The organism is Panacibacter microcysteis, assembly GCF_015831355.1.
Lineage (GTDB): Bacteria > Bacteroidota > Bacteroidia > Chitinophagales > Chitinophagaceae > Panacibacter > Panacibacter microcysteis.
The window spans coordinates 54,672-66,852 of the sequence record NZ_JADWYR010000002.1 but is presented as its reverse complement, the minus strand read 5'-3'; the positions used below and the strand labels follow the sequence as shown (position 1 = coordinate 66,852).

Here is a 12,181-nt window from a genome sequence, read left to right as displayed (position 1 = left end):
GTTCATGGGCTGGGCCGGCTTCCTGTCAATGGCCTTATTCAGGCTGCCGCTGTTGATGAAAAGCAGGATTCGCTTTTGTAAATTATTGGGCTGTGGTAAAAACGGCACATTCGATATACACCCCGACTGGCGACAATGGGGAATTATAACAATGCAGCCGGTTGCCACCGGCGCAACAGTAACCAACAGGGTGCTGTATGGCGGTTTTATAAGTGGGTGGTGGCATTTTTTTAAATGCGAAGTATATACCATGCTGCTCGAACCGTTAGAAGGTCATGGTAAATGGAATGGTGAAGAGGTCTTTGGCCAATTACCCAGGCAATCAGGCTACGAGGGAAAGATTGCAGTACTTACAAGAGCAACCATCAGGCTAAGCCGCTTAAAAAATTTCTGGAAAAATGTAGATGGTGTGGCGGCAAAAATGCACCGTGCAGACGGCTTCATTACTTCTGTAGGCATTGGCGAAATGCCCTGGATAAGACAGGCCACATTTAGTATATGGCAAAGCAAAACACAAATGAAAAACTTTGCTTATAAAATGCATGAACATGCAGACGTAATAAAAAAAACACACAAAGAAAAATGGTATAGCGAAGATATGTTTGTGCGTTTCAGGCCATTGGCATCTTTTGGTACACTCCATGGCGCAGATCCCTTACACGCCGGATGAATTTTTTGTGTGGGCTGCATTACTACTATCAGACTTTTGTTGTGTCACTCACTTGTACGGCATATCAACACTCAACATAGTGCAACACGCTAAGTGAGTGACACAACAGGCGATGCTAACCTGTACAAAAGCCCGATCCTAAAAAACTATCTTTGAATAACCAGTTTCGTACGGCTGGTTTTACCTGAGTCTGTTACGGTTACTGTATAAATACCTGCGGCAAGATTATTTAAGTTGTTGAATGTATAGTTATTCAATCCTTCTACAGATACATATGTTTCTTTACGCACCACCTGCCCCTGTGCATTCACAAGGCTTATTGCTACTTTAGATGAAGATGCAGAGGTAAAAGAAAGTTTAGCTGTTACCGATGCAGGATTTGGCGAAACAGACGTATTAAAATCATTGCCATTGCGCGAAAGTTGCAGCACTTTGCTCATATACACTTCCCCGTTCATACCTGTTACTTTAACCCTGTAATAGAACGTGTTTTCGCGAACAGCAGAAAGTACATCTTTAAAACCGTAGCCGTTTTTATTTACATAATCGTTCACCTGTTCTGTTCTTATTGTAGTGTAGTCAATGCCATTGAAGCTCCTCTCAATTTCGTAAAACCTGATTTGCTTATCTGCAACAACGGAGATAACAAGATTAGAGAACTGGCCATTTAATGAACCCTTCAGCAGTACTGATTCGTTTGCGAGAATGCAAAGCTGTGGCATGGTAATAAAACTGCACTCGGTTACATTACAATCCCCGGCAGCACGTACATAATAACTGGCAGTTGCCAGCGGGTAGATAACAATGCTAGATCCTTTACCCAGCAATGTACCGGCACAATTGGCCTGGCGCCATTCCCAGGCTGCATTGGTACCCAATGAGCCGCCATTTACCGTAAGTGTTACAGGTTCGCCAGGGCATGCAAACGCTTTATTACTTGTTACAGATAATGGTTTTACAGAAATATCTTTCGGCGTAATCTGTATAGCGTTGGAAGTGTACTGGCACGCTTCATTACCCAGATTTCCATCGGCGGCAACAATAATCCTGTAAGAAGGTTGAACAGCCAAACCTGTGCTGATGATAGCATTGTATGTATTGGTCACAGCACCGGCTATGTTTGTCCAGCCGGTTACCGCGCTCAGGTATGTTTGCCATTGGTACTGTAAGTAACTGCTCATGCCCGTTGTATCAGAAACACTGGCTATAAGTGTTCCGCTTTGGCCAGGGCAGCCTACGCTTGCAAGCGCCGCAGCAACTACAGGAGAAGGATCACAAATGCCAAATTGAATATCGTCCACCGCCAATGCATTACCGCAACCGCCTTCGGCAGTATTGTACACCTGTAGTTTTATTTTTGTAACGCCGGCCGGCATTACCCATTTCATGCCGTACGCATTCCACCAACGGTCAGTAATTTCAGTGGTGGTGGTGGTAGCAATAATATTGTTATTGTCTGCATTACGAACGATGAGCGTAATCTTTGGCTGTTTTGTACCACCAAAAGCGTCGCAGAAAGTGTTGTAGGTATCGTTCATAATGTTTGCGGCATACAGTAAAAATGAATATTTCACATTCGCACAGGTTATATCCACTTCTTTCTCGAACATTTTGTAATTGTTAACGTCAGCGTTTATCAATAACATCCGTCCGTTTCCAACACCGGTGTGATCTGTAAGACTTACAAATTTGGTTGTGTTGGCATTATAGGCATTGCTCGCAACAATATATGTTTCATCATCAAGTGGGTTTGTGCCTGCTGCATACTCTGTTGTTACCCCGCTTGGTAACGTGGTGGTTAAGGCTGCGCCGTTACCAAAATCCTGGCTGTATAAAATGGAATTGATCACACTGCAGGGCGGTGTTTCTGCAGACACAGAAACTGAGAATGGTGTTGGCTGATTCTCGCCTGCATCGTCGGGTTTATAATTCGAGTTAAGATCAGCTTGTGAACCATTGGTTGTTGAATCCTGCAATACAACATTGTTATAGCCCCTTCCTGTAACAGATGCATTATTATAATAAACAACACCAGCTTCTACAGAGGCCATCCTGAATTTTACACGGATGATAGCATAGTTATTTGCTTTGGGATAATTAGGCAATACCTGTCCACTGCTTATTAAATTCTTATCGGTAATGCCGTTGTAAGTTGTACTTTTTACAATACCAGAGGGGTTTTGTACCCATTCTGTACTTACGTTGGAAATGGCTGCAGCACCAAGCGGGTGAATCGTTGTAAGATCTTCCTGTACCTGCAGGTTTGATATCTGGAAATCACCAAAATTTTCTACACGTATATCATATGTAAGATCATACACGCCTGCACTTACCGGCGTAGCTGATACAAGTCTTTTTGCTGAACCTATGCCAGATGTAATATTGGTCATATCGGCAGAGTATTGCAGCATGGGGCCTTCAACAAGATTGGTGAGTTTACCATTAATGATATTAAAATCGTAATAACCACACACGCCACTACCATCCCTGGATGCGCTGCCCACAAGCTTGCCCTGCGCATAGGCAAGGCCTACCAGTTTGGAAGAACCTGTAAGTGTAACTGTATCTATATAAGTTGCAGCGAGCGGGGTTGATGTGCTGTATGCACTGTAGTTTAAACTAAAATATTTGTTATCCCACACCATTAAGAACTGGTTGCCGGGCGTTATAACAAGATCGCCATTCTGCGTATAAACTTTCTTTCCTTTAAGATCAATATTTTTTATTGGACCAAAGGTTCCGGTAGTAAAATCGATTTGTTGTAAAGCGAGGCCATATGGGGCTGATGCACCTGTAAAGATGATCTGGTAACCCATACCGTTGGCATCGAAATCCAAACCGGCAATAGCCTGGTTGGTGTATGTCTGGTATACAGGCAAAGCACCCGCCGGGCATGAGTTAGGCGCCCATCTCCATACATAAGAAGTAGGTACACCGTTTACAGTTCTGTAGCGAACCATATATAAATACTGGTCAGCAGAGTTGAAACTTACGCTGGTTGCACTGCTGGCCAGGCCCGGAGATGCGAGATCAGGTTTGCAGGCTGATAACCTGTTGATGGTGGAAAGGTTTTTATTGTACACAAAGTACATAACAGAATCTGCAGTGCCTGAAGTTGTACCGCATTGTCTTCCGATACTTACCGGTATAGTACTCGTTGCTTGTTGTGCGTTTACAGACTGAAGAAGTGTAAAAAATAGTGCAGATAGTAAGAGAACAGTCAATGAAGGCATGGAAATAAAAGCACGCCCTTTACAGACATAGCTTTGGTTCATAGTTACGTTTTTTAGGATGACAGATCTTGTATTACTTCGTCGGTTTATGCTGGATAAAACCGGGAAACAACACGATATAAAATCACAACTTACTATGGGCGGTAACTTAGCATCATTAACCGCTGATAAGCTGATCTTTTGTTTTTAATTAGTATGTATCGGGAAAAATTGCGTGAAGCTAAAAAGGACGTTGAAGGGCTTTGCTGCATTTTTTCATGATACGGATTCTGTGTGTAAAATTATGCCGCCCTAAACATATACAAAATTAATATTCGCCTAAAAAAATATATGAACGTTTAAAATGTTTAAAGCTGCAGACGACCGCACCTTGCTCATTATTAACGGAACGTACAAGTGAGTGACACAACAGTTGATGCCACCTGCACTGCTGCCGGCTACATTATTTTTTACAACGATGAAACATTACCAGTTGAAGTATTGCTTTGCGTTGTGGTAACAAATATCCTGTATCATTTTCCCGATCCACGGTATATCGCCAGGCAACTCTCCTTTTTGAATTTCAGTACCAAAAAGGTTGCATAGTATGCGCCTGAAATACTCGTGGCGCGGGTAAGAAAGAAAACTTCGTGAGTCTGTAAGCATACCCACAAACCGGCTGAGCAAGCCCATATTTGACAAAGTGTTTAGCTGCTTTGTCATGCCATCTTTCTGGTCTAAAAACCACCATGCGGAACCCCACTGTACCTTGCCTGCTACAGAGCCATCATTGAAGTTACCGATCATAGTAGCGAACACTTCGTTATCTGCAGGATTGAGGTTGTAAAGGATTGTTTTGGTAAGCTTTTGATTGCTTTCCAGCCTGTTTAAGAAAGTGGACAAGGTTTTTGCCTGCGGAAAATCGCCGATGGAATCGCCCCCGCAATCGGCACCAATCTGCTTGAGCAGCCTGGTATTGTTGTTGCGCAAAGCGCCCAGGTGAAACTGTTGCACCCACTGCTTTTCATGATTCCACTCTGCAAAAAGCAACAGCATATAAGACTTGAATTTACGTTGTTCTGCATAGCCTGTTGCAATATTGCTTCTGCGCTTCGAAAAAATGCTGCTGATCTCTGCCCGGGTAAAGTCTTCAGCATAAATTTCTTCCAGGCCATGGTCTGCAATGGTGCAGCCTTGTGTGGCAAAAAAATCATGTCTTTCTTTAAGAGCGTCTACATATTGATCAAGTGTTGCTATTTCTTTGTTTGTTGTTGCTGCAATTTTATCTACGTATGCATTAAAGTTTGCGTGATCAATATTCATTGCTGCATCTGGCCTGAAAGCAGGTAAAACCTTTGTGCCAAAAGGCTGTGCTTTTATTTGACTGTGATACTGCAGATCATCAGCAGGATCATCTGTTGTACAAACAACTTCCACATTCATGCTGCGCAGCAGGTTTTGAACACTGTATGCTTTGGACTGCAGCAGTGCATTACAATCATGGTAAACTTTTACAGCCGACTCCTTATTTAGCAGGTCATGAATGTTAAAATACCGCTGCAGTTCCAGGTGTGTCCAGTGGTAAAGCGGATTGCGCATTGTATATGGAACGGTGGCGGCCCACTGCATAAACTTTTCTTCGTCAGTTCTTGTACCGGTAATAAAACTTTCATCAACACCGTTTGCACGCATAGCCCTCCATTTATAATGATCGCCGGCAAGCCATACCTGCGTAAGATTATCAAACTGCATGTCGCTGGCTATTTCTTTCGGCGGCAGGTGGCAGTGGTAATCGATTACAGGCATTTGCTTCGCATAATTGTGGTATAACTCCTGCGAAATCGTATTGTCCAGTAAAAAATCTTCGTTAAGAAAAGGTTTCATCTGCCTCGCTTTATTAGGTGCATGTAATTATATGTACAATGTAAAAATAAAAAAACAGCAACTCGTTTCAGTTGCTGTTTTGTGTTTTAGTTCCGTACCCTTAAAAATAGTAAACTCAATTATAGACAATATCACGTTGAAGGAGTATGTTTTTAAAAGACTCGGCCATTACAGAAACACGTTGCCTGTCTTTTACAATATGTGTTGCCGCACCAAATTGTAAGGCCTGTGCAGCTTCAGGATCTCCAAAAGCTTCTGTAAGTACTACCAGTGGCGCCTTTGAGCCGGATGCATAAAGCCGTGTAAAATTTTCGGCCATACCTTTTTCAGAAAACGCAAGATCATACAGGATCATATCAAATTTTACAGATTTTAAAAGAGACATGGCCTCTCTTATTGAATGTGCATAAATTACATTGATTGATAAACCTGTTGCCTGCAGTGGAGATTTGATCCATTCGAGGTGCTGATCGTTATCGGCAATAATTAGTACGTGCATAAAAGTAGTTTTGGTTATATCCACAGATATTGTAAAAAACGTCTTCACTCCGGTCATGATTAAAATTTTAGTCCTCAGGAATTGTATTGGTGAGGGCCACCATGTTACAGGTGGCCATTTTCACCTTTACGTTACATGCATCACTAATCTCTCTCACAATTCAAACACACATCGCTTCAACACATCTCATGTACATTAACTATCGGGGGTTTGCTATTATCGGTTCTTCAGGAGTAATATCTTCGGCGGTAACCCTGTACTTAAAGCGCTTATTTATATTTCCTAAATGCAATACAAAGTAACTGTGTAATACTGCCCAAAAAAATAGAGCAATCTGTGTATTTGAGGTACTAATTTTTATTCATGCGTTGTAGTGTATTTACTACACATTCTTATGGTTACAGGCTGCAGTAACCCTGTGGCATCGTCCCTTGCGTCGCATTCCGTTCATCAGTATATCATTGTGGCAGCTGTGGGAAGAACAGCCTCAGAGGCTTACAAAAATCTCGGGCAGCAGATCAAAGTCTTTAGACTTATCAATGAAATGATCGGCACCTATTTTAAGACACAGCTGCCGGTAATAATCCCCGCCCTGGTTGGTAAGCATAATAACTATTATGGCTGGGTATTTACTTTTTACCAATCTAAGTAGTTCTATACCATTGGTATCAGGCAGATTTATATCAAGAATTAAAACATCAGGAGTTTTTTTTGCCAACATTTCCACACCATCTATATAGGTATGTGCATGCAACATATGCTCAGTACTTACTATTTCACTAAGCATATCTTTTACTCGTTCAATGATGAGATAAGAATCATCTACAATCAGTACCATTTTACCTGAGTATTGCATGTTAACTACGGATTATTGCAAACATATCTTTATATATTATACAAAAAAATAGTGCTAATAGCAGGTTTATTGTAGTACGATTACTACACAGTTTAATCAGGAAAATCCTACATCGGTCATGCAGTTTAAAATGCGGAAGGTTAAGTATAAGAGTGCCTATGCTGACAAAAAAATCAGCCTGGGAATTATTTATATAATAGCCGTTTGTTTGGCAAACAATCACCGGCCCGTGTTGCATCAGATAAGATTATGCTGTACCGCATACAAAGTCAGGTCAGCATTGGTTTTAAGATTCATCTTGGCCATTATCCTGGCCCTGTATGTACTTACGGTAGTAACACTTAAACTCATCTGTGTGGCAATATCTGAAACGGATTTGCCGGCGGCCAGTAATTTTAAAACTTCAAACTCCCTGTCAGACAGGTATTCGTGTAAAGGTTTTTCATTATCCTTATCAAGCGTTGAAGCAAGTTGTTCTGCTATGGTTGCAGTTATGTATTTTTTTCCTAACAGCAACCTGTGCACAGCTTTTATCAATTCTTCCGGTGCAGATTCTTTGTTTACATATCCTGAAGCCCCGGCTTTAAGCACCCGTACCGCATAGTGTTCTTCTGCGTGCACACTCAGTATCAAAACAGGCAACCTGGGGTGTGTTAATTTTATTTGTTGCAACGCTTCGATACCCGATCTTCCAGGCATGGAAAGATCTGAAATAACCACGTCCCATTCTTCTTTGGCTATTTTACTCAAAAGCGTTTCTGCATCGGCTGCTTCATCAATGAATGCGCTGGAAAATTCCTCCAGCAAAATCTGCTTAAGTCCGCGCCTTACCACCGTATGATCATCTGCAATTAATATCCTCAGCATGGTGTGTTATTTTTCTAAAGGTTTTTCTGTTAAGAGTGGTACAGATACTGTAACTGTAGTACCTGCGCCCAATCTGCTGCTTATTTCGTAAATGCCTCCCATCATCAATGTTCTTTCCTTCATGCCTAACAAGCCAAGCGTTTTTTTGTTCCTTGTAATTTCTGCATCAAAACCCTTACCATTGTCTTTGATCGTTAGAATAATTTCACCGTCCTGTATCCTTATATCGGCATGCACAAATGAGGCCTGGGCATGTCTAGCAACGTTTGTAAGAGATTCCTGGTAAATCCTGAATAGCCCTATTGACGTGTGCTTACTTACTTTTATATCTTCCACCATTGTGCGAAAACTTACCGTTATGGCAAATCTTTTCTCAAATTCCAGGCTATACCACTGCAGTGCATCAATCAGGCCAAGGTCGTCGAGTATGCTTGGCCTTAATTCTGTAGCAATTTTGCGCACTGTTTTCACCGTCTCATCAAGTAAGTTCAGCACGCTTTTAATCTTTTGTTGTATGGTGTTGTCTTCTGTTTGCAATCTTTTTGCAATCCATGAAACATCCATTTTCAAACCTGTAATTTGCTGACCGAGTTCGTCATGTATTTCCCTGGCTATTACCGCACGTTCCTCTTCCCTGATGTCCTGCAAATGAGATGCAAGATCCCTCAATTCATTATGAGAATCCTTTAGTTTGTCTGCTGTTAAAAGCTTTTCAGTAATATCGTTGGCAAGCACCAGCCTTACCTGCTTGCCTTTATAAACAATATCATCTTTAAATATTTCCACGCTTATTATTGTACCATCTTTTCTCTTATGCTTCCATACACCTGCTGTGCGTACTTCCGGTGATAGCTGCTTTACATCTTCCAAAAATCTTTGCACCTCTTCCTTCGGCCGCATATCAAGCACACTAAGATTGAGAAACTCTTCCCGTGTATAACCGTAGTGCTCACATGCTGCTTTATTCACCTCTATTATACTTCGCTCCGGCAGCGTAAACATCCACATGGGCAAAGGATTATTATCAAAAAGCATCTTATACTTCTGGGCCGCGTCCTGCAACTCTTTTTCCCATAGTTTCCTTTGCGTATTGTCTCTTATAAAAGCACAGAAAAATTCATGCTTGCCCTGCTTAATTGGAATGATGGCAAACTCTACCGGGAATTCTTTTCCTGTACTGTTTAAAAGATTTACTTCAAGTACTTTATTAAAGACCTCCGACGTGCCTGTGTTTATATACGTATCCAGTATATGCCTGTCACGCATTCTGTGTCTTTCCGGAATAATCAGTGCTTCAAAATCTTTGCCCAGCGCATCGGCCTGCGACCAGCCAAAAATTTTCTCGGCCTGTATATTCCACATAATAATCTTTCCTTCCGCAGACACACCAATGATCGCATCAAAAGCAGATCTGAAAATAAGGCTGCGCATTTCTTCGCTGTGCCTGTATGCTTCTTCGGCCTTTTTCTTTTCTGTTATATCCACACCAATTTTCAAATATTGGTATGGCTTGTTCGATTCATTTAAAAAAGGTACAATGGTAGCTTCTTCCCAAAAAAACGAATCGTCTTTTGCTTTATTCTTTACTTCACCTTTCCATATGCCGCCGGATGAAATCGTTTCCCATATTCTCCCTTTTTCAGCCTTATGAAAAAGCATTGCATCCATCATATGATAGTTGCCTGTTGTTAATTCAGGCGCTTCATATAATGAACGGGTACAAAAATTATTGTTGGCGTATTTTATATATCCCTGTGCATCTGTAATTACCACTAAGCAGGAAGCATCCAGTGCATACCGGTAATCTTTTATTTCGCGCAGGCTTTTATCCAATTTTTCCTGTGTCAGCCTGGTAATGGCTTCCTGCATTTTTCCAAGTGCTTCCTGGCTTTGCTTCACTTCAGTAATATCTGTACATACGCAAAGAAATTCACTTATTTCCCCATCATTTTCATGCACCACGTTTACAGATATGAGCACAGGAATAAGGTTGCCGTCTTTTTTCTTGTGCACTACCTCCCCCTTCCAGCGGCCCGTCTTTTGTATAATACCCCTTATCAGCGACAACATATCTGACTGTATCTGTGGCTGCAGCACTTCGTCCAGCCTTTTACCAATTACCTCAGCAGCCTTGTAGCCATACATCCGCTCTGCTGCATGGTTCCAGCTTGTAATCAGGTTATCTTTCGTAGCCGTATACATGCCATCAGTCGTGTTCTCTAGCAGCTTTAAAAGCTTTAGCTTTTCATGCTCACTTTTCTTAATGGCAGTTATATCGCGGCATACCCACACAAAGCCGTCTACATTTCCACTACCATCTTTTGTAAATGAAATTGATTCTTCAACATCGATCGGCACACTTTCTTTTGAAAGGTGCGCGGCTTCCCCAAGCCAGAAGCCTTTTTCTTTCATACTATTATCAATCTCTTTAAAAGCTTCTTCATCCATTTGTGGTCTTAAGATAGCCTTGAGTTGTTTTCCGATTGCCTCGCTTTTTTTATAACCATAGATCTTTTCAGCCGCACTATTCCAGCTGGTAATATTGAAATCAATATCCGTAGAGAAAATTGGATCGGTTGTTCTTTCTACAAGTCCCGCAAGGTGTAGCGCATTGGTAATTTGGTTGGAGCGTTGCGGCATAACCGTTAACACAAGCGAGTAATGTTGGGGTTCGCCTTGCAGGTCGGGAAGGGACAAAAGATGCGTTACCAGGTGATACTTTTCTCCCTGCTTCATACAGGTATCTTCTTTAATAAAGTTGCCTGTTTCCGCAGCAATGCGCATTGCGTTCAGATAATCATCCCGCTTAACACCCGCAATATCATATAATACAAAAAAAGTCAGCCCATACAAATCCTGCATGGCACAGCCCATAAGATGCTCAGCATCCTTATTAGCACTAAGAATGTTACCACTTTGGTCAAGAAGAAATACCGCTCTTTTTTTTAAATGCTCCAACAACTCACTGAAACGTCCTTTGTCTAAGGCATTAATTTGTTCCTGTAAACCCATTGGTCAGCCGGTCTTTTTGTAGCCTGGTTAATAATTACGTACCGTTGGAGGCTTATACGCTGTTATGCTTATCACTTAAAGATCATTATAAAAATACAGAAAAAGTAAAGGCTATATAAAATTTTATTCTTCTAAAATCACTTACAAATACATCATCGCAAAAAAGAAAAAAACGTATAGCTGGTCAAACTATATTTCCTATCATTGAAGCTGAAAAAAATAACCATGGCATCTATAGTTACTATTACCATTAATCCCTGCATCGACAAAAGCAGCAGTATAGACAGGCTGGTACCGGAAAAAAAACTACGCTGTGCCACACCAAAGTTTGAACCCGGTGGCGGTGGTATTAATATCAGTCGTGCAATACAAAAACTTGGCGGTTTATCAACGCCGGTTTATCTCGGCGGTGGTCCTGCTTCTATAATGTTGCATGACCTGCTGCGGGCAGAAAAAATTGAGCCGGTTATCATACCTATAAAAGATTTTACAAGAGAAAATTTTATTGTGTACGAAACATCTTCAGGCAATCAGTTTCGCTTTGGAATGCCAGGCCCGCATATAGCTCAGCACGAACTCGACGAATGCATTAAAGCAGTAGCCGGCATCAATGCAGATTTTGTCATTGCAAGCGGCAGCCTGCCTCCGGGTGTAAGTGCAGACTTCTATGCCAGGCTCGGCAAAACGGTAAAGAATACAAACACAAAATATATTGTTGACACATCAGGCGAGGCTATTAAGCATGCACTGGATGAAGGCATGTACTTGTGGAAACCAAACCTTGGCGAACTTAGTGCATTTGCCGGCTATGAAGAATTGAATGCCGATACCGCTGTTGAAGCCGCAAAAAAAGTTATCGCTACAGGAAAAGTTGAGATAATCGTTATCTCTATGGGTGCAGCAGGTGCTATGCTTGTTACCAAAGACATTACAGAAAGAATAGCTGCACCCGTAGTTAAAAGAAAAAGTACTGTTGGCGCAGGCGATAGTATGGTTGCAGGTATTGTCTACAGCATTGCAGCGGGCAGGTCATTACAAGAGGCCGTAAAGTATGGTGTAATGTGTGGCTCCGCAGCAACAATGAATCATGGTACAGAATTGTGCCGTAAAGAGGATGTTGAATACCTCTATAATTTACATTACTAAATTTTATTTACCCGGCATTTGTACATGTATGAAGC

Annotated in this window: 8 protein-coding genes; 2 read left to right on the top strand and 6 right to left on the bottom strand. The window is 41.6% G+C overall.

Annotated features, from left to right (window positions below; genetic code table 11):
• The first annotated feature begins 4 nt into the window (after window positions 1-4).
• Complete coding sequence (locus I5907_RS12320; RefSeq protein ID WP_196991120.1) at window positions 5-670, top strand: DUF3291 domain-containing protein; 666 nt, start codon at window positions 5-7, stop codon at window positions 668-670.
• Window positions 671-816: 146 nt separating this feature from the next.
• On the opposite strand, the gene I5907_RS12315 is transcribed toward I5907_RS12320, so the two are convergent.
• The 6 genes from I5907_RS12315 to I5907_RS12290 form a co-directional block, all read right to left on the bottom strand.
• On the bottom strand, window positions 817-3,945 hold the full coding sequence (locus tag I5907_RS12315) for a T9SS type A sorting domain-containing protein (protein ID WP_196991119.1): 3,129 nt from the start codon (window positions 3,943-3,945) through the stop codon (window positions 817-819).
• 423 nt (window positions 3,946-4,368) lie between these two features.
• The gene (gene uxaC / locus I5907_RS12310; RefSeq protein WP_196991118.1) at window positions 4,369-5,766 is read right to left on the bottom strand and encodes a glucuronate isomerase; all 1,398 of its coding nucleotides are present in this window, start codon (window positions 5,764-5,766) and stop codon (window positions 4,369-4,371) included.
• Window positions 5,767-5,881: 115 nt separating this feature from the next.
• Entirely contained in the window at window positions 5,882-6,265 is a 384-nt protein-coding gene (locus I5907_RS12305; protein WP_196991117.1) for a response regulator, read from the bottom strand.
• 487 nt (window positions 6,266-6,752) lie between these two features.
• Window positions 6,753-7,121: a response regulator transcription factor gene (locus I5907_RS12300; protein ID WP_196991116.1), complete on the bottom strand. Its 369-nt coding sequence runs from the start codon at window positions 7,119-7,121 to the stop codon at window positions 6,753-6,755.
• Between the two features lie 237 nt (window positions 7,122-7,358).
• Window positions 7,359-7,988, bottom strand: coding sequence for a response regulator (locus I5907_RS12295; RefSeq protein WP_231402093.1), 630 nt, complete (start codon window positions 7,986-7,988; stop codon window positions 7,359-7,361).
• 6 nt (window positions 7,989-7,994) lie between these two features.
• Entirely contained in the window at window positions 7,995-11,000 is a 3,006-nt protein-coding gene (locus I5907_RS12290; protein ID WP_196991115.1) for a sensor histidine kinase, read from the bottom strand.
• 225 nt (window positions 11,001-11,225) lie between these two features.
• Between I5907_RS12290 and I5907_RS12285 the strand changes: the two genes are divergently transcribed.
• A complete protein-coding gene (locus tag I5907_RS12285) occupies window positions 11,226-12,146 on the top strand; it encodes a 1-phosphofructokinase family hexose kinase (protein WP_196991114.1) in 921 nt (306 codons plus the stop codon).
• Window positions 12,147-12,181: the final 35 nt, after the last annotated feature.

Coding starts and splice junctions, on each gene's coding strand:
- I5907_RS12290 (WP_196991115.1), bottom strand. CDS start 11,000: ATGGGTTTACAGGAACAAATTAATGCCTTAGACAAAGGACGTTTCAGT.
- I5907_RS12315 (WP_196991119.1), bottom strand. CDS start 3,945: ATGAACCAAAGCTATGTCTGTAAAGGGCGTGCTTTTATTTCCATGCCT.
- I5907_RS12320 (WP_196991120.1), top strand. CDS start 5: ATGGGCTGGGCCGGCTTCCTGTCAATGGCCTTATTCAGGCTGCCGCTG.
- I5907_RS12305 (WP_196991117.1), bottom strand. CDS start 6,265: ATGCACGTACTAATTATTGCCGATAACGATCAGCACCTCGAATGGATC.
- I5907_RS12285 (WP_196991114.1), top strand. CDS start 11,226: ATGGCATCTATAGTTACTATTACCATTAATCCCTGCATCGACAAAAGC.
- I5907_RS12295 (WP_231402093.1), bottom strand. CDS start 7,988: ATGCTGAGGATATTAATTGCAGATGATCATACGGTGGTAAGGCGCGGA.
- uxaC (WP_196991118.1), bottom strand. CDS start 5,766: ATGAAACCTTTTCTTAACGAAGATTTTTTACTGGACAATACGATTTCG.
- I5907_RS12300 (WP_196991116.1), bottom strand. CDS start 7,121: ATGCAATACTCAGGTAAAATGGTACTGATTGTAGATGATTCTTATCTC.